Below are 18001 nucleotides of genomic sequence, written 5' to 3' on the forward strand. Positions count from 1 at the left end.
CGGCTTCATCATCGGCATCTGGGCGGAGGGCTTCGAGCAACTCCAGTTCGTGCCGATGCTGGTGGTGACGCCCCTTACGTTCCTGGGCGGCAGCTTCTATTCGATCGACATGCTGCCGCCCTTATGGCGGACGATCAGCCTGTTCAACCCGGTCGTCTATCTGGTGAGCGGCTTCCGCTGGAGCTTCTTCGGGACGGCCGACGTGCATATCGGCGTCAGCGTCGCGATGACGCTGATCTTTCTCGCCCTCTGCCTGGCCGGGATCGCCTGGATCTTCAGGACGGGCTACCGGCTCAAGGCCTGACCCGCCGGGATCAGGACCGCGCGATGGCGGCGAGCCTCTTCTCGTCGAGGACGCGCACGGCCTCCGGCACGATGAGGATGATGCCATCGCGGGCGAGCTTGGTCAGCGTCCGGCTCACCGTCTCGATGGTGAGGCCGAGATAGTCGGCCATGTCGATCCGCTGCATGGGGAGCTGGATCGTCACCGAAGGGCCCTTGATGCGGGCCCAGCGCTCGCGCATGGCGATCAGGAAGGCGGCGACGCGCTCCTCGGCCGAGCGGCGGCCGATCAGCGTCATCTGTTCCTGGGCGATCACCAGTTCATGGGTGGCGAATTCGTGCAGGCGGCGCAGGAAATGCGGCTTGGCGGTGATGAGATTGTCGAAGTCCCGGCGGTCGAACCGGCAGAGCCCGACAGGGTCCACGGCATCGGCCGAGAAACCATAGCGGTTGTGCAGGGCGAGGCCGAGAAAATCGCCCGGCATGGCGAAGCCGATGATCTGGCGGCGGCCGTCGGAGAGCAGCTTGTAGAGACGGACCACGCCTTCCGTGACGGAGAAGACGGATTCGGCCGTCTCGCCCTGGTGGATGAAGGTCGTCTTGGCATCGGCACGGGTGTGGTGGACAATGCTGTCCAGTTCCGGCAATTCCTCGGCCCCGAGCGCCGCGCAGACCGCAAGAGATCGGACCTTGCAGGTATCACAGTAGTTTTCGCCGGGCTTCCGACCGCAAGCGTGGCCGTGCGGCTTTGCAACTTCAATGATTTCGGTCATGGCAGTGACCCTGATTGGGGGAACAAGGCACTATTGGAGTATGCATATTCAGACACCTATACACCCGATTTGATTTAGAGCAAGGACGGATCGCGGTCGGTCTCTCAGGCTCCGGCATTCCATGCATGGCGGGAGCCTCAGCCTTGATGTTCAAAGGCCGCATCATCGACGCTCACGAGGCCATGACCGTCTTCGGTCTGGTGCGTCTCTGCTACCCCGACATCAAGATCGACGCTTGGCGGCAGCACCTCGCCGGCCTCGGCACCGGCAAGCGCCGCCGATCGGGCTGCGTGGTGGTCGACGACCGGCGTGGCTACATCCATGCGGCATGCCTCTTCCGCATCGCGGCGGACCCGCGCTCCGGCCGGCGCCTCGAATTGTCCTACCTGTCGAAGGCGGAACTGCCGGCGAGCACCGCGACCGATACGCTGTTCGATTTCATCGACAACCTCGCCCGTAACGAGGGCTGCTCCACCATCCTGATCGATGATAGCGGTCGTGTCGCGCCGGAGCGGCTGGCGGCCTGGGCGGACATTGACCTAGCGCTGACGGCTCACAACTTCCGGCCTGGCTCGGTCGGCTTCGTCAAGACGGTGCCTGCCGCCTCCTGATCCGTCGGCAGGCGCGCCGATTCGGGAATCGCATCGTCGTCCATGATGGCGCGCCATGCGGCACCGTCGAGATCGTCATATTGCCCCGTCTTCAGCGACCAGAGGAAGGCGGCGAGCCCGAGGCCTCCGAGCCCCAGCGCCAGCGGCACCAGAAAGACCAGAACGTCCATGGCTCATGTCCTCACAACCGGCCGCGCCGCGCCCGGAGGGCGTTGGCGGTGACGATCACCGACGAGCCCGACATGGCGAGAGCGGCGATCAGGGGCGTGACCATGCCGGCAATGGCGATGGGCACGGCGATGGCGTTGTAGACGACGGCGATCCAGAGGTTTTCCTTCATCAGCCGCAGGGCCGTGCGCGAGACCGCCAGCGCATGGGCGACGGGGGCCAGCCTATCGCCGAGGAAAACCGCATCGGCTGCCGCCTGCGTCAGGTGGACGGCAGTGACAGGCGACATGGAGACATGGGCCCGGGCGAGGGCGGGGGCGTCATTGAGCCCGTCGCCGACCATCAGAACCCGGCGCCCGGCGGCCTTCAGGACGTCGAGGCGGGCGATCTTGTCGGCGGGCTTCATGTCGCCGCTGGCGGTGGCGATGCCGAGCGTGTGCGCCACCGTGGCGACGGCGGCTGGCCGGTCGCCGGAAAGGATCTCGATGTCGAGCCCGGCCGCCCTCAGGGTGGCGACCACCGCCACCGCATCCGGCCGCAGGACCTGACGGACCGCGAAGACGTGGCGGAGATCGCCATAGCGGAAGGCGATGAGGGACGCGTCGGGATGGCGTTCGGCGACCGCGGCGCCTTCGGCCGCGGCATCGCAGAAGGCGAGACTGCCGAGCCTGACCTCGGTCCCGTCGACCATGGCGCTGACGCCCTTGCCGGGTTCCTCGGAAGCATCCGCCAGAGGCCTGGCCGCCGGGAAGGCCGCCGCGACGGCGCGGGCGAGGGGATGGTGCGAGGAGATGGCGAGCCCGCCGGCCAGCGCCCTTGCCTCGTCCGACAGACCGTCGGGCCAGTCGAGGGCCGGTTCGGGCAAGGTCAGCGTGCCCGTCTTGTCGAAGACGACGGTGTCGACCGCGGCGAGCCGTTCCAGCGCGTCGCCCGACTGGAGCAGCACATGGGCCTTGAACAGGGCGCCGGCGGCGACGACCTGGACGGCGGGAATGGCGAGGCCGAGGGCGCAGGGGCAGGTGATGATCAGCACGGTGATGGCGATGATCAGGGCCGGCTGCCAGGCGAGGCCGGCGAGGATCCAGCCGGCGAGCGTCGCGATGGCGGCGATGTGCACGACCGGCGAATAGAGCGCGGCGGCCCGGTCGGCGAGGCGCCGGTAGGACGAGCGGGCCTCCAGCGCGGTTTCCAGCAGGCGGCCGACCTCGTCGAGCAGCGTGCCGCGAGCGGCGGCCCTGACCTCGACCGTCAGCATGCCGCTGGTGTTCAGCGTGCCGGCATAGATCGCGTCGCCCGGCCCGACCTCCTGCGGCAAGGTCTCGCCGGTGACGAGGCTCTGGTCGAGCGCCGAGCGCCCGGCGACGATGAGACCGTCGACGGCGACGCGCTCGCCCGGCCGGACCATGACCCTGTCGCCGGCCAGGATGGCGGCGATCGGCATCTGCCGCAGCGCGCCGTCCGGCATGATCTTGACCGCCGTCTCGGCCTTGAGGGCGGCGATGTTGGCGGCGACGGTGCGCGTCTTGCGGCGCATCAGCTGCTCGAAGTAGCGGCCGATGAGCAGGAAGAAGAGCAGCATCACCGCGCTGTCGAAATAGGCGTGGGTGGCGTGGTTCGCGGTCTCCACCAGCGACATGCCCACCGCCAGCAGGACGCCGAGCGAGATCGGCACGTCCATGTTGAGCTGGCGGGCGGCGAGCGCCATGCGCGCCGAGCGGAAGAACGGTCTGCCGGCATAGGCGACGGCGGGCACGGCGATGAGCGCCGAGAGCCAGTGGAAGAAGTCGCGCTGCTCCTGGGTGATGTCGGTGACGTTGCCCGACCAGACCGACACCGACAGCAGCATGATGTTCATCATGGCGAAGCCGGCGACGCCGAGGCATTGCAGCAGGAAGCGCGCCTCGCGGGCCTCCTCGCCCTCGACCGCCTTCGGGTCGAAGGGGAAGGCGCGGAAGCCCATGGCGGTGAGGCGTTCGACGATGCGCTGCGGCGTCGTGGCGGCCTCGCGCCATTCCACCGTCAGACGGCGATGGGTGAGGTTGACACGGGCGGCATCGACGCCGGGCTCGCGGGCGAGCCCCTGTTCGATGACCGGCATGCAGGCGGCGCAGGTGATGCCGTCGACGGCGAAGTCCATGCGCGCGCGACCCTCGCCGAGCGGTTCGACATAGAGCGAGAGGTCGGTCCCACCGGAAAGGGGGGGCGGCGGCAGGGCCAGGTCTGCGGATGTCGGCGCCGTGCCGGTCCGGTCGGCCGCGCGCAGGGTGCTCATCGTGTCGCTCACGGCAACATGACGCGGTTGCGCGAGCGGTAGAGCACAGCTCCGTCGCGCTCGACCTCGATGACGAGGTCCTGGGCCCCGGCCATGACGCCTTCGGCGGTGCCGATATAGAGGCCCGGGCCGCTCCGCGTCACGTCGAAGCCGCGGTCGTTGGTGCGGTGCGCCGGGTGCATCAGCCGTGCCTTGACGGTGATCCGCTCGACGGGCGCGCCCGTCGGTTCGCGCACCGAAACGGTCATGGCCGCGATGCCGGCCGGGTCGCGGTCGACCCGCGCGTCGACCGCCCAGGCGCGGGCGGTCCGTTCGCGGGCGGCCGTCAGGTCCTGATTGAACCGCTGGCTCGCACGGTACGAGCTGTCGGTGGTGGTGCCCGGCATGGTGTCGAGAGCCAGGGTCATCATCAGCGCATTGACGCTGAAGACGACGCCGAAGAAGGCGGCGAAGCCGAAAAACACCATGCGGCCGGTGAGGCGGCGCTCGCGGGGCAGGGCGGGGGAGGCGGGATTGGACATCGGGGGGGTCCTCAGGTCAGCGGGAAACGAAATGGTCGACGACACTCGCCTTGTCGCCGGTTCCGAGCTCGGTGATGCGGAAAGTGATGCGGCGGGACGCCGGCAGGTCCGCGGGCTTCGCGGCGGTGACGTGGACGATCAGTTCGCGGGTCGAATCGGGGCCGATGTCGATCACCGGCCAGTCTCCCGACGTCGTCGTGATGCCGACGGCGCTGAGCCGGGCGAGAGGCAGATCGTCGACGGCGAGCACGAAGATGCGGTGGAGCGGCCGCTTGTTGAGGATGCGCACCGTGTAGCTGTTGCGGACGGAGCCATCCGACAGCTGGACGAAGAGCGGGTTGCGGTCGTGCAGCACCGACAGTTCGGTGAAGGAGCGCGTCATCAGCCCGTAGAGCATGACGAGGCCAACGGCCGCGATCATGGCGGCATAGAGCACCGTGCGGGTGCGGATGATCGGATAGACCTCCTCCTGCCCCTGCCGGCGCCGGTCCATGTTGACGTCGTTGTCGTAGGCGATGAGGCCGAGCGGCCGGTTTACCTTGGCCATGACCGTGTTGCAGGCGTCGATGCACAGGCCGCACTGGATGCAGCCGAGCTGCGCGCCGTCGCGGATGTCGACACCGGTGGGGCAGACGACCACGCACTGGTGGCAGTCGATGCAGTCTCCGGCGGGCTGTTCCGCCTCGCGCGCCCTGGCGGCGGCCTTGGTCGACATGCGCGGCTCGCCGCGATCGTAGCGGTAGGTCACGTTGAGGGCATATTCGTCGGTCAGCGCCGCCTGGATGCGGGGCCAGGGACACATGTAAAGGCAGACCTGCTCCTTCAGGAGCCCGGCCAGCGCATAGGTCGTGAAGGTCAGGATGCCGATCCACATATAGGCGACCATCGGGGCCTGGAAGGTGGCGAGATCCTTCACCAGGGTGGGAGCATCGGCGAAATAGAGCACCCAGGCGCCGCCGGTCCACCAGGCGATCATCAGCCAGAGAAAGTGCTTGAGGACCTTGCGGCCGGCCTTGGCCACCGACATCGGCTTGGCATCGGCGATCATGCGCTCGCGGCGGTCGCCCTCCACCCAGCGCTCGACGACGGTGAAAAGGTCGGTCCAGACGGTCTGCGGGCAGAGATAGCCGCACCAGACCCGGCCGGCGACCGCGTTCATCAGGAAGAGGATCAGGGCCGACATCACCAGCAGGCCGGTGAAATAGTAGATTTCCTGCGGCCAGATCTCGATAAAGAAGAAGTAGAAGCGGTTGTTGGCGATATCGACGAGGACAGCCTGGTCCGGCTGGTTCGGACCGCGGTACCAGCGCAGGAACGGCAGGAAGTAATAGACGCCGAGGCAGGCGAAGAGGACGACCCATTTGATCGTCCGAAGGCGACCCTTGACGCTCTGCTGATAGATTTCGCGCCGGCTCTCGTAGAGCGGTTCGTCATCCGCGCTTGGAATGACCGGGTCGGTCTCCGCGGCGGCGGATTTGCGAGCGGCTTGAGCGAGAAGGTCCGACATGGGGTGTCCGGGGGCAAAATCGTGCCATCCGAGGCGGCACGCCGGGACCATCGGCCAATTGCGGGCGGTCAGCCTTGACCTGCCTCAACAGCGGCCCCGAAAAGACGACGGTGCGCGCCGCTGCCACGGCGCGCACCCCCCCATTCCGCGCTCGGTTGAGGCGGGCTTACTGCCCGCCGCCCAGCGCGTGGACATAGACGGCGAGAGCCTTCACCGTCGTTTCGTCGAGACGGGTGGTCCAGCCGGGCATGACGCCGCCGCGGCCGAGGGTGATCGTCTCGATGATGGTCTTCTCGTCGGAGCCGTAGACCCAGTTTCGGCCCGTCAGGTTGGGAGCGCCCAGGTCGCGATTGCCGCGGCCATCCTCGCCATGGCAGGCGGAGCAGTTGGCGATGAAGAGTTCCTTCCCCTTGGCGAGATCGGCGCCCGGACGGGTGGTTTGCCCGGACATCGAGAGGACGTAGTTGGCGACGGTGACGATCTCGTCGGTCTTCAGCACGCCGTTCGGCCCGCCGAGCGGCGGCATGTTGCCCTGACGAGCGCGGTCGTCGCCGTTGCGGATGCCATAAGCGATGGTCTGGTGGATGTCCTGGATGCCGCCGCCCCAGAGCCAGGAATCGTCGCGCAGGTTCGGGAAGCCGCGCGAACCGGCGGCCCCGAGGCCGTGGCAGGGCGCGCAGTTGTCGCCGAAGGCCGCCTTGCCCTGGGCGAGGGCGAAGGTCAGCAGGGTCGGGTTTTTCGTGATGTCCTCCAGCGGCGTGCTGGCCAGCGCCGTGGAGCGCTCGGCCCGCAGGGCCTTCAAGGCGTCGAGGTCACGCACGACCTCCTGCCGTGAGGAATAGCCGAAGGCACCCTTGGTGTAGTTCGTGACCAGCGGCCAGGCGGGATAGACCACCCAGTAGCCGATCGACCAGACGATGGTGGCGTAGAAGATGTAGAGCCACCATTTCGGCAGGGGCGAATTCAGCTCCTTGATGCCGTCCCATTCATGACCGGTCGTGGTGCGGCCGGTGGCCGGGTCGATTTCGGGTTGAACGGCCATGGTGTCACTCCTCCCTCAGCGGGATCTGGGCGGCCTCGTCGAAGCGCTTCTTGTTGCGCGGCCAGAAGGCGTAGACGGCAATCGCGAGGAACATGCCGACGAAATAGAGAAGCCCGGCGGTCTGGGCGAAGTTGGCGAGGGTCGTGTAGGTGCTCATCATCCTTCTCCCGGCTCAGCGCATGTTCGCGCGGGCGTCATAGGTCCGGAAATCCACCATCGTCCCGAGCACCTGGAGATAGGCGACGAGGGCGTCCATCTCGGTGACGGTGCCGTTGCCGGCGGCCGCGGGATTGCCGCCGAAGGCGCGGGCGGTGGCGCCGGGATAGCGAACCTGCAGGGCCTGGACGTTGGGACTGTCAGGATTGACCTGCGCGCGCAGGTCGGTCAGGGCGTTCTGGATCTGCTCGTCCGTGTAGGGGACGCCGCCGAGGCGGTTGCTCCTCAGGTGACCCTCCACCTGCTCCGGCCGGATCTCGGCACGGGAGAGGAAGGCGTAGCCCGGCATGATCGACTGCGGCACCACCGAGCGGGGATTGGCGAGGTGGGCGACGTGCCACTCGTCCGAATACTTGCCGCCGACGCGGGCGAGGTCGGGCCCGGTGCGCTTGGAGCCCCACTGGAAGGGCTTGTCGTACATGCTCTCGGCCGCGAGCGAATAGTGGCCGTAGCGCTCCACCTCGTCGCGCAGCGGGCGGATCATCTGGCTGTGGCAGTTGTAGCAGCCCTCACGGACGTAGATGCTGCGCCCGGCCAGTTCCAGCGGGGTGTAGGGGCGAACGCCCTCCACCTTCTCGATGGTGCTCTTCAGATAGAAGAGCGGGGCGATCTCGACGAGGCCGCCGATGGCGACCACGACCAGGATGCCGACCGTCAGGACGATCGAGTTCTTCTCGAAGATGGCGTGCTTGTTCCAGAGCGACATAATCCGTCCTCCTCACTGGGCCGGAACGAGGGCAGGGGCGGATTCGGGCTCTGCAACCTCGCCCTGGCGCACCGTCATGATCAGGTTGTAGGCCATGATCAGCGCGCCGACGACGAAGAGGGCGCCACCGAGAGCACGGATCACGTAGTAGGGGTGCATCGCGTCGACGGTCTCGATGAAGGAATATTCGAGGAAGCCGAGTGCGGTGTAGGCGCGCCACATCAGGCCCTGCATGATGCCGGCGACCCACATGGCGGAGATGTAGAAGACGATGCCGAGGGTCGAGACCCAGAAGTGCCATTCGACCAGGCGGTTCGAATAGAGCTGCTTCCTGTTCCACAGCCACGGGACGAGGCAGTAGATGGCGCCGAAGGAGATGTAGGCGACCCAGCCGAGCGCGCCGGAATGGACGTGGCCGATGGTCCAGTCGGTGTAATGCGACAGGGAGTTCACCGCCTTGATGGACATGAGCGGACCCTCGAAGGTCGACATGCCGTAGAAGGCGAGCGAGACGACCATCATGCGCAGCACCGGATCGGTGCGCAGCTTGTCCCAGGCGCCCGAGAGCGTCATCAGGCCGTTGATCATGCCGCCCCAGGAGGGCATCCACAGCATGATCGAGAAGGTCATGCCCAGCGTCTGCGCCCAGTCGGGCAGGGCGGTGTAGTGCAGGTGGTGCGGGCCGGCCCAGATGTAGAGGAAGATCAGGGCCCAGAAGTGGACGATAGACAGCCGGTAGGAATAGATCGGCCGCTCCGCCCGCTTCGGCACGAAGTAGTACATGATGGCGAGGAAGCCGGCGGTCAGGAAGAAGCCGACCGCGTTGTGGCCGTACCACCACTGGAACATGGCGTCTTGGACGCCGGACCAGACGATGTAGCTCTTCGGCGAATAGATGGAGACCGGGACCGCGGCGTTGTTGCCGAGATGCAGCACGGCGATGGTGACGATGAAGGCGAGATAGAACCAGTTCGCCACGAAGATGTGCGGTTCCTTGCGCTTCCACAGGGTGGCGAGGAAGACCAGCAGATAAGTGACCCAGACGACCGTCAGGAAGAGGTCGGCATACCATTCGGGCTCGGCGTATTCCTTGCCCTGGGTGATGCCGAGCAGGTAGCCCGTGCCGGCGATGACGATGAAGAAGTTGTAGCCGAGGATGACGAACCAGGGAGCGATCTCGCCGGCCAGGCGGGCGCGGGAGGTCTTCTGCACCACGTAGAAGGACGTCGCCAGCAGCACGTTGCCGCCGAAGGCGAAGATGACCGCCGAGGTGTGGAGCGGGCGCAGGCGGCCGAAATTTGTCCAGGGCAGATCGAAGTTGAGGACCGGGTAGGCGAGCTGCAGCGCGATGATCAGGCCGACCGTGAAGCCGGCGATGCCCCAGAACACCGCCGCCACGGTCGCGAACTGGACCGGCGCCATGTTGTAGTTCGGCTTGCCGTTGATCTCCTGCGGGATCACCGCGGGGCGCGCCAGGTAGCGGTTGCCGAGGGCGAAGATCGCCGCCACCGAAGCGGCCGCGAACAGGTAGACGTGGAAGGAGTAGGCCGGGTCGACCGAGCCTGATGCGATGAACAGGCACAGCATGGCGGTGGCCGCGAAGGCCGCCATGCTGGTGACCTCCGGAACTGACATTGTCTTCTGGGCTTGACCCTGGCTCATCTCGTGCCCCTCGTCCTGCTGGCGGCAGACGGTCCGCCGGAACAGGCGACCCCGTATTGCAGAGCACCAATGGCAGGCGCAGCGGGGGTGACATTGATGTGCATCAAGACGGCGCGGCGCGGCGCGGCGGCCGTCGGCGGTCGTTGATGTCGATCAACGCGCGCGCGTCCACATCAGTGAAGGTTCAGGATGTTGGCGGATATGGTGCCGCCCTCGTCCGGAGGTCCGCCCCCCATGACGTCCTCGACGCATAAGGCAGCCGCGAGCGCTGCTGCATCCGCTCCCCGCGACGCGGTCTTTCCGGCCTCGATGGGCAATATCGCGCTCGCCGAGAAAAGCGTGCCCCGCTACACTTCCTATCCGACCGCGCCGCATTTCACCCCGGCCGTGACGGCGGCGACCTATCGCCGATGGCTCGGCGAATTGTCGCCCTGCACGAGCCTGTCGCTCTATCTGCATGTCCCCTTTTGTGCCGCGATGTGCGCCTATTGCGGCTGCCACACGAAGGTGACGCGGCGGGCCGAGCCCGTCGCCACCTATCGCGATCATCTGATCGCCGAGATCGACCTCGTCGCCGGGCTGACGCCGGCCCGCCAGGTCCGCCACCTGCACTGGGGCGGCGGAACGCCTTCCATGCTGGGCGAAGCCGGCCTCACCGCCATCGCCGAGCGGCTGGCGCGCCGCTTCAGGATCGGCGCCGATGCCGAACACGCCATCGAACTCGACCCGCGCCAGCTTGACCGCAACCTCGCCGCGGTGCTGAAGCGGGTGGGCGTGACGCGCGCCAGTCTCGGCGTGCAGGACCTCAATGCCCACGTCCAGCAGGCGATCGGCCGGGTACAGCCACACGCCGTCGTCGCCGCGGCGGTCGAGACGCTGCACGCGGCGGGGATCGACGCCCTGAGCTTCGACCTGATGTACGGCCTGCCGCATCAGAGCCTTTCCGACCTGATACGGACGATCGAACTGGCCGCGGCGATGCAGCCGAGCCGCATCTCGCTCTTCGGCTATGCCCATGTGCCGTGGTTCAAGACCCACCAGCGCCTGATCGACGAACAGGCCCTGCCGGATGCGGTCGAACGGTTCCGGCAGCAGACGGTGGCACGTGAAGCGCTCCAGGCCCTCGGTTATGAGGCGATCGGCCTCGACCATTTCGCCCGCCCCGACGACGCGATGGCGGTGGCGGCGCGGGATCAGAAGCTGAAGCGCAACTTCCAGGGCTATACCACCGACGACGCGCAGGCGCTGATCGGCTTCGGCGCCTCGGCCATCGGCCGGCTGCCGCAGGGGTTCGTGCAGAACGCCCCGGACACCGCCGGTTACCACCGCGCGATCGATGCCCGCGAGCCGGCCACGGTGCGGGGCCTCGCCCTGTCGCTGGAGGACCGCGTGCGGGCCGATGCGATCGAACGGCTGATGTGCGACTTCTCCGCCGATCTCGAGGCGGTCGCGAGCCGCCACGGCGTCTCGCGCGACTTCTTCGATCGGGATCTGGAGGAGTTGCGGACGCTGGAGAGCGAAGGCCTCGTCTCGCGCTCGGCGCGCACGGTCGTCGTCAGCGATGCCGGTCGGCCGCTGGTGCGGGTCGTCGCCTCGCTGTTCGACGCCCACCTCGCCAAGGCCGGCCGCCATTCCAGCGCGGTCTGATCCGACGGTTCCGCCATGACCCCCTCGTCCCTGACCCTCTTCGCCGGCATCCTGATGGGATTGGCCTCCAGCCTGCACTGCGCGGGCATGTGCGGCAGCATCGGCTCGGCCTTGATGCTGACCGTTCATCCCGACGGCGATGCGCGGCAGCGGGCGCGCACGCTCCTCGTGACGCAGTTCGGCCGCGTCCTCGCCTATGCGGTCGCCGGCGGCATTCTCGGCACGTTCGGGTCGGGGATCGCCGGCGCCTTCGACCAGACGGCGGCCTACCGGGTCCTGCAATGGGCGAGTGCCGTGACGCTCGGATGGATCGGGCTGTCCACCGCCGGTCTCATTCCCTCGCTGGTCGCCTTCGACCGCCTGGCGGCCCCGGTCGGCCATGCGATGATGACCATGACCTCCCGCCACCCCGGTTTCGGCGTCGGCGGGCCGATGGCGCTCGGAATCGTCTGGGGGTTCATGCCCTGCGCCATGGTCTATGGCGCCCTGTTCACCGCCATGCTGGCCGGGACGGGCGCCGGCGGCGCGGCGCTGATGCTCGGTTTCGGGCTCGGCACCGTGCCGGCCGTGATGGCCAGCGCCATGGGGGTCGCGACGCTGAAGACCCTCGGCCGCAATCCGGCGGCGTCGATGGCGTTGGGCCTCGCGATCACCGCCTTCGCCGTCGCCTCGGTGCTGATCGGACCCGAGGGCGGCATTCTCTGCCTGCCGGCCCTCCGCTAGCCCGGCAGCCTGCTTCATTTCGCCTGTTTGCGCCGCAGCCGGGGATAGTCGACAGTGCCGGCCATGGAGCCGCTTGTCGATCCCCGCCGCGGTGATGCCGAAGACGACGCGTCGAGCCCGGCGACCCGTTCCTTCATCAAGCTTGCAGGCTCGCTTTTCGCCGAGATCAGCCTGCCCAAGCTCATCTTCGCATGGACGAGCCTCATCCTGGTGCCGGGCCTGCTCCTCGGTGCGGCGCCGCTGGTCGTCACCGGCTGGGTCGACACGCTGTCGGGCCGGATCACCGCCCTCGCCGGGTTCAGCTCCGTGCTGCTGCTGCTGCTGGTGGCCGTCGTCGGCTGGGTCGGCTGGCGTCCGCTGTTCCGCTCGGCAGAGCGCAGTTTCTGGTCGCTCAACGCCCTGGCCATCCAGCCGGGCTATGCGACGAGCCGCGAGGCGCTGCGCCATGTCGTCGAGCGCCTCTCGCCGTCGGCGACCCTGCCGGCGGGTCGGGCGCGGCTGAGGTCGCTCTCCGCCATCGGTGCTGCCGCCCTGATTGCGGTCGCCGCCATCGGTGTCATCCTGCTTGTCTGGCCCTCGACCCGCTGGACGGCCGATTTCATCGACTTCGCGCGGCCCAATCGGCTCGTCCGGCCGGCGCTCGCCAATGCGGTCGTTCTGGTGGCGGTCTACATGGCGATCGCCTCGATCAGCTGGGGTTATGCCGATTCGACCATGGCGCCGCCCGTCGATCTCGAGGGCTTCGACCTGCCGGCCGCGGGCGGGCGGTCATGGCGGGTCGCCCATCTCTCCGATCTGCACGTCGTCGGTGAGCGCTACGGCTTCCGCATCGAGTGCGGACGCAGGGGGCCGCGCGGCAACGGGCGGCTGGTGCGGATCCTGGAACGGTTGGCGGCGCTCCATGCCGCGGAGCCCCTCGACCTGATCATGGTGACCGGCGACACGACCGATGCCGGTCGTTCGGCGGAATGGGCGGAGTTCCTCGACCTCGTCTCGCGCCATCCCGAACTCGCCGCGCGGATGCTGCTGCTGCCGGGCAACCATGACCTCAACATCGTCGACCGTGCCAATCCAGCCCGGCTCGACGTGCCGTTCAGCCCGGCCAAGCAGTTGCGGCGGCTGCGCACCCTTTCCGCCATGGTGACGCTCCAGGGCGACAGGGTGCGCCTCCTCAACCGGGATCGCGGCGTTCTCGGCCAGACCCTGGCGGCGGCGGCGGGGCGCAAGCAGGACCTCATCCATTCGCTGGCGGAGACGGCCTCCCTCGGATCCGCTGTCCAGTTCGCCACCTTCTGGGACAATCTCTTCCCGCTGGTCATGCCGCCGGCGACCGATGACGGCCTCGGCGTCATCCTGCTGAACTCGAACGCCGAGACGCATTTTTCCTTCACCAATGCGCTGGGGCTCGTGTCGCATGAGCAGGAGGCCGCGCTGGCGGCGACCATCCGGCAATATCCGCGGGCGTCGTGGATCGTCGCACTGCACCACCACCTCATCGAGTATCCCAGGCCCGCCCGCGCCTTCTTCGAGCGGGTGGGCACGGCGCTGGTCAACGGCAGCTGGTTCGTTCGCCAGCTCGATCCGCTCGGGGACCGGCTGGTCGTCATGCACGGCCATCGCCATGTCGACTGGATCGGCCAATGCGGCGCGGTGCGGATCGTCTCGGCCCCGTCGCCGGTCATGGTCACCGACGAGGCGGCTCCGAGCGTCTTCTACCTGCACGGGCTTTCATCGGGTGCGGGCGCGGGTCCGCGTTTGCGGCTCGCCGAACCGGAGCAGATCATCGTCCAGCCGGAGGCGCCGTCCCTGGCCTCGGATTGGCGCGACGCTGTCGGGACCCGCCGGGCGGGCCGTCGCTAGGGCGCCGAGGACCACGCCGACCAGAATGGCTGTGGAGCACCTTCGCCCGCCGAGGCCTAACCCTTTCGTGATAGCGCCGATGGGGCTAGTGATTGACCCGGCCATCGCGGTCCTGTTCAGTAAAATGCAGTTTTTCCAAGCGTTTCCGAGATCATGACACGGCCAGGCACCGCTCACTCACGCAGCTGGCGCGGCCGGGCAGCCCTGGCCGTAGCGCTGCGGTCGCGCTCGCTGCCCCTGGTGCCGGTCGCCGTTGCTCTCATTCTCGGTCTCACGGGCTGTGCGGTCGGGCCCGACTACCAGGCTCCGTCGCTCGCCCTCACCGCCAATCACGCCAATGCACGCCATGCGCGGCCGATCCGGCCGGGCGAACTGACGGACTGGTGGAAACGCTTCGGCGACCCGACGCTGAACCAGCTCATCGAGGAGGCCGTGGCAGCCAATCTCGACGTCGCGGCCGCCACGGCGCGCATCCGCGCAGCGCGGGCGACACGCGTACAGGCTGCAGCGGCCTTCTTCCCGCAGGTCAATGGCGGGGCCTCATCGTCGCATGCGCGGTCGAGCGCCTCCGCCTCCGGCGTGAACTTCACGTCCAACCTCTATCAGGCGGGCTTCGACGCGAGCTGGGAGCTTGATCTTTTCGGGGAGACCCGGCGAAGCCTCGAAGCGGCGGATCGGGGAGTGGAAGCGGCGGAGGAGAGCCTGCGCACGACGCTTCTGACTCTCGTCGGCGACGTCGCCCAGAACTATGTCGAGGCGAAGGGGTTCCTCGCCCGCGCCGGGTTCGCGCAGCGGACGGTGGCGATCCAGCGGCAGACCGCGGCACTGACCCGCGCCAGGTTCGACGCCGGCGCCGCTTCCGCCGTCGACGTCGCCAGGGCGACCGCCCTGGCCAGCAGCACCAGCGCCAATATCCCGACGCTCGAGACCGCCTTCTCCGCCTCCGCCCACCGGATCGGTGTCCTGATTGGCCGGGAGCCGGCGGCGGTCGTCGCCCGGCTGCGGCGCGGCACCGGCATTCCCGCGCCGCGGCACAATCTGCCGCCGGGGGTTCCTGCCGACGTGCTGCTGCAGCGGCCCGACGTGCGCCTCGCCGAGCGGCTTCTCGCCCAGTCCACCGCGCGGATCGGGCAGGCGGAGGCTGCGCTCTATCCCAGCATCTCGCTCACCGGCTCGCTGCGTACCAGCGGCATCCGGATCGGCGATCTCGGCAACGGCTCGTCGCTCGCCTGGTCCTATGGGCCGTCGGTGACGATCCCGGTGTTCAACGCCGGGCGGCTCAGGGCGGCGGTCGAGGTCGCGGAAGCGCAGCGCGACCAGTCCTATGCGGGCTTCCACCAGGCGGTGCTCTTCGCGCTCGAAGATGTCGAGAACGCCCTCGTCGGCCTCGCGCAGCAGCGCATCCGCTACCAGAGCCTGGCGACCGCCGTGCGCAATTTCCGCGAGGCCGGGCGCCTCGCCCGCATTGTCTACGGGCAGGGGGCGTCGAGCTTCCTCGAGGTGCTCGACGCCGAGCGCTCGCTCTACGATTCAGAGGATTCGTTGCTGCAAAGTCAGGTCCTGATCGCCACCCGGTTCATTGCGTTGGGCAAGGCGCTCGGCGGCGGGCCGGGCGGCGTCATCGACGTGTCGCGGCCGCTCGTCGTCGACGGCGACAGGGGCCCAAGGCTCGCCCGCTGAGGCCGATGGGCTTCAGACGAACTGCACGGAGACGCTGCCGAGCGGTCCGAAGTCGGCGTGGAGCGTGTCGCCCTTGGCCGCCCAGACCGGCCGGGTGAAGGAGCCCGACAGCATGAGGTGGCCGGGCTGCAGCACGGTGCCGAAGCGGCCGACCTTGTTGGCGAGCCAGGCGATGGCCATGGCCGGATGGCCGAGCACGCCGGCAGCGATGCCGGTCTCCTCGATCTCGGCATTGCGATAGAAGATCGCGCCGACCCAGCGCAGGTCCACCGCGTCGGGACGGACCGGGCGGCCGCCGAGGACGATGCCGGCGGCGGCGCCGTTGTCGGCCACGGTGTCCTGGATCTTGCGCGGGTTCTGGATGCGGGCGTCGATGATCTCGATGGAGGGCACGACCCATTCGGTGGCGCGCAGCACGTCGACGAGGCCGATACCGGGGCCCTTGAGCGGCTCCTTCAGGATGAAGGTGAGCTCCGGCTCGACGCGCGGTACGCAATAGTCCTCGAAGCGGACCTTGGCGCCGTCGTTGAGCAGCATCGAATCGAGGAGGTGGCCGTAATCGGGCTCGTCGATCTGCGACGAGGCCTGCATCGCCTTCGAGGTGAGGCCGATCTTGTGGCCGATCAGGCGGGCGCCGCGCGCGATCTTGGTCTCGGTTACCAGCGAGGAGATGGCATAGGAATCCTCGATCTGGATATCCGGCCAGGTCTCGGTGAGCTGGGGTGCCGGCGTGCGGCTCTCCTCGGCGGCGAGCAGGATGTCAGCCGCCTTGCGGCGGTCGGCGTCGGACAGCATGGGTGGCGGTTCCTGTGGTGATGCGGTTGCCGTCAGGCTTTGTCGGGGAAGAGGCCGGTGAGGACCTCTCCAGCGAGATTGAAGGCCGCGACACCGCGGAACAGCGCCGCGACGGCGGCGGCGGCGTGAAGCTCTTCCAGTGTCGCGCCGGCCTTGATCGCCGCCTTGGCGTGGTTGGTGGCGGCTTCCGAGGTCTGGGTCAGCAGGATGGCGAAGGCCATGAGCTGGACGGTCTTCTGGTCGAGAGCCTCCGGCGTCAGGGCGGTGATGCGCCAGTCCTCGATGGCAGCGACGACCTCGGGGGCGACGGCCATGCCGAGCTTCAGCCGCTTGGCGATGCGCGGCGGCGTGAAGCCGATCATGTCCTCGTAGCGCTTTTCCAGCTCGGCGAGGGTCGGAAGGTCGTCGCGCGTCTTGGCCATGAAGTCTCTCGATGGGGGAGGGAAGGCGGCGTCGCGCCGTTACTGGGGCGGGACGCCGGCGGCCTTGACGATGGCCGTCCACTTGTCGGTCTCGGCCTTGAGGTAGCGGCCGAAATCCTCGCCGAAGACGGTGCCCGGCTCGGCGCCGAGTTCCGCGAAGCGGGCGATGATCGCGGGCTCCTTGAGGACCGCGGCGGTGGTCTCGACCAGCACCTTCAGGGTCGCCGGGGGCGTCGCCGCCGGGGCGACGAGGCCGAACCAGGACGAGGCCTCGAAGCCCGGGACGCCGGCTTCCACCATGGTCGGCAGTTCCGGATAGAGCGCGGAGCGGGTCGCGCCGGCCACGGCGATCGCGCGGATCTTGCCGCCGGCGACCTGCGGGCGAACCGCCGGCATGTTGTCGAACATGAAGGGGATGTGCCCGGCCACGAGGTCGTTCATGGCAGGGGCCGCGCCGCGGTAGGGGACGTGCTGGATGTTGATGCCGGCCAGTGACTTGAAGAGCTCGCCCGCCAGGTGGTTGGTGGAACCGGCACCCGAGGAGCCGAAGTGGAGCTTGCCCGGCTCGGCCTTGGCGAGGGCGATCAGTTCGGCGACCGTGTTGGCGCGCACCTGCGGGTTGACCGCGAGGACGATCGGCACGGAGGCGGTCAGCGCAATCGGCGCGAAATCCTTCAGCGGATCGTAATTCATGCGCTGGAAGAGCGAGGGATTGATGGCGAGCGGCCCGGGAGCGGCGAGCAGCAGCGTGTAGCCGTCGGCATCGGCGCGGGCGACGGCCTCGCCGCCGATATTGCCGCCGGCGCCGCCGCGGTTCTCGATGACCACGGGGTGCTTCCAGATCTCCGAGAGACGCTGGCCGATGATGCGGGCGATGACGTCGTTCGAGCCGCCGGCCGGGAAGGGCACCACGATGCGCACGGCGCGGTCGGGGAAGGCGGCGGCGGGAAGAGCAGCGAGGGCCAGGGCGAAAAGCCCGGCCGTCAGGGTCATGAACCAGCGGGACATGGTGTTCTCCGGATGAAAATATCGATTATTTATAGATCATCGATTTTTATGGTACACCATCGGTTCAGCCGGTCAATGGGACAGGCCGGGGACAGGGCGGGGCGGT

General features: G+C 68.2%; 17 protein-coding genes and 1 pseudogene. 6 read left to right on the top strand and 12 right to left on the bottom strand.

Going from position 1 to position 18001, the window contains the following annotated elements; translation table 11 throughout:
• The coding region (locus tag Q8O26_RS02660; RefSeq protein ID WP_305573205.1) for an ABC transporter permease at nt 1–304 on the top strand (304 nt) is incomplete at its 5' end.
• Between the two features lie 10 nt (nt 305–314).
• Here Q8O26_RS02660 and Q8O26_RS02665 read toward each other — a convergent pair.
• A complete protein-coding gene (locus tag Q8O26_RS02665; RefSeq protein ID WP_305573207.1) occupies nt 315–1055 on the bottom strand; it encodes a Crp/Fnr family transcriptional regulator in 741 nt (246 codons plus the stop codon).
• Nucleotides 1056–1201: 146 nt separating this feature from the next.
• Here Q8O26_RS02665 and Q8O26_RS02670 point away from each other — a divergent pair, with 146 nt between their 5' ends.
• Entirely contained in the window at nt 1202–1666 is a 465-nt protein-coding gene (locus Q8O26_RS02670) for a hypothetical protein (RefSeq protein WP_305573209.1), read from the top strand.
• A gap of 17 nt (nt 1667–1683) precedes the next feature.
• Here Q8O26_RS02670 and ccoS read toward each other — a convergent pair.
• From ccoS to ccoN, 8 genes and pseudogenes are all read right to left on the bottom strand, one after another.
• Nucleotides 1684–1836 (bottom strand): annotated as a pseudogene (ccoS, locus tag Q8O26_RS02675) (cbb3-type cytochrome oxidase assembly protein CcoS); the annotation flags it as partial.
• 11 nt (nt 1837–1847) lie between these two features.
• The gene (locus Q8O26_RS02680; RefSeq protein ID WP_305573316.1) at nt 1848–3971 is read right to left on the bottom strand and encodes a heavy metal translocating P-type ATPase; all 2124 of its coding nucleotides are present in this window, start codon (nt 3969–3971) and stop codon (nt 1848–1850) included.
• 143 nt (nt 3972–4114) lie between these two features.
• Nucleotides 4115–4627, bottom strand: coding sequence for a FixH family protein (locus Q8O26_RS02685; RefSeq protein WP_305573213.1), 513 nt, complete (start codon nt 4625–4627; stop codon nt 4115–4117).
• Between the two features lie 16 nt (nt 4628–4643).
• Complete coding sequence (ccoG, locus tag Q8O26_RS02690; RefSeq protein WP_305573215.1) at nt 4644–6134, bottom strand: cytochrome c oxidase accessory protein CcoG; 1491 nt, start codon at nt 6132–6134, stop codon at nt 4644–4646.
• Nucleotides 6135–6300: 166 nt separating this feature from the next.
• Nucleotides 6301–7176, bottom strand: a complete 876-nt coding sequence (gene ccoP / locus Q8O26_RS02695) for a cytochrome-c oxidase, cbb3-type subunit III (protein WP_305573217.1) — start codon at nt 7174–7176, stop codon at nt 6301–6303.
• A 4-nt stretch (nt 7177–7180) separates the two neighbouring features.
• A complete protein-coding gene (locus Q8O26_RS02700; protein WP_371134420.1) occupies nt 7181–7333 on the bottom strand; it encodes a cbb3-type cytochrome c oxidase subunit 3 in 153 nt (50 codons plus the stop codon).
• A gap of 15 nt (nt 7334–7348) precedes the next feature.
• Nucleotides 7349–8098 (bottom strand): cytochrome-c oxidase, cbb3-type subunit II, encoded by a 750-nt coding sequence (ccoO, locus tag Q8O26_RS02705; protein WP_305573220.1) that lies wholly within the window; start codon nt 8096–8098, stop codon nt 7349–7351.
• A 12-nt stretch (nt 8099–8110) separates the two neighbouring features.
• Nucleotides 8111–9709: a cytochrome-c oxidase, cbb3-type subunit I gene (gene ccoN, locus Q8O26_RS02710; RefSeq protein ID WP_371134421.1), complete on the bottom strand. Its 1599-nt coding sequence runs from the start codon at nt 9707–9709 to the stop codon at nt 8111–8113.
• A gap of 285 nt (nt 9710–9994) precedes the next feature.
• Between ccoN and hemN the strand changes: the two genes are divergently transcribed.
• From hemN to Q8O26_RS02730, 4 genes are all read left to right on the top strand, one after another.
• Nucleotides 9995–11407, top strand: coding sequence for an oxygen-independent coproporphyrinogen III oxidase (gene hemN, locus Q8O26_RS02715; protein WP_371134423.1), 1413 nt, complete (start codon nt 9995–9997; stop codon nt 11405–11407).
• Nucleotides 11408–11422: 15 nt separating this feature from the next.
• Complete coding sequence (locus Q8O26_RS02720) at nt 11423–12130, top strand: sulfite exporter TauE/SafE family protein (protein WP_305573224.1); 708 nt, start codon at nt 11423–11425, stop codon at nt 12128–12130.
• 63 nt (nt 12131–12193) lie between these two features.
• Nucleotides 12194–13990 (top strand): metallophosphoesterase, encoded by a 1797-nt coding sequence (locus Q8O26_RS02725; protein ID WP_305573225.1) that lies wholly within the window; start codon nt 12194–12196, stop codon nt 13988–13990.
• A 153-nt stretch (nt 13991–14143) separates the two neighbouring features.
• The gene (locus tag Q8O26_RS02730) at nt 14144–15670 is read left to right on the top strand and encodes an efflux transporter outer membrane subunit (protein WP_305573227.1); all 1527 of its coding nucleotides are present in this window, start codon (nt 14144–14146) and stop codon (nt 15668–15670) included.
• 12 nt (nt 15671–15682) lie between these two features.
• Here the strand turns inward: Q8O26_RS02730 and hpaH are convergent, their stop codons facing one another.
• From hpaH to Q8O26_RS02745, 3 genes are read right to left on the bottom strand one after another with little or no spacing between them, the layout of a single operon-like run.
• Nucleotides 15683–16465 carry a 2-oxo-hept-4-ene-1,7-dioate hydratase gene (hpaH, locus tag Q8O26_RS02735; protein ID WP_305573229.1) on the bottom strand — a complete coding sequence of 261 codons (783 nt, stop codon included), beginning with the start codon at nt 16463–16465 and terminating at the stop codon, nt 15683–15685.
• Between the two features lie 32 nt (nt 16466–16497).
• The gene (locus Q8O26_RS02740; RefSeq protein WP_305573231.1) at nt 16498–16887 is read right to left on the bottom strand and encodes a carboxymuconolactone decarboxylase family protein; all 390 of its coding nucleotides are present in this window, start codon (nt 16885–16887) and stop codon (nt 16498–16500) included.
• Between the two features lie 39 nt (nt 16888–16926).
• Nucleotides 16927–17895 carry a tripartite tricarboxylate transporter substrate binding protein gene (locus tag Q8O26_RS02745; RefSeq protein ID WP_305573233.1) on the bottom strand — a complete coding sequence of 323 codons (969 nt, stop codon included), beginning with the start codon at nt 17893–17895 and terminating at the stop codon, nt 16927–16929.
• Between the last annotated feature and the right edge of the window lie 106 nt (nt 17896–18001).

Source organism: Phreatobacter sp. (assembly GCF_030691135.1).
Classification (GTDB): Bacteria; Pseudomonadota; Alphaproteobacteria; order Rhizobiales; family Phreatobacteraceae; genus Phreatobacter.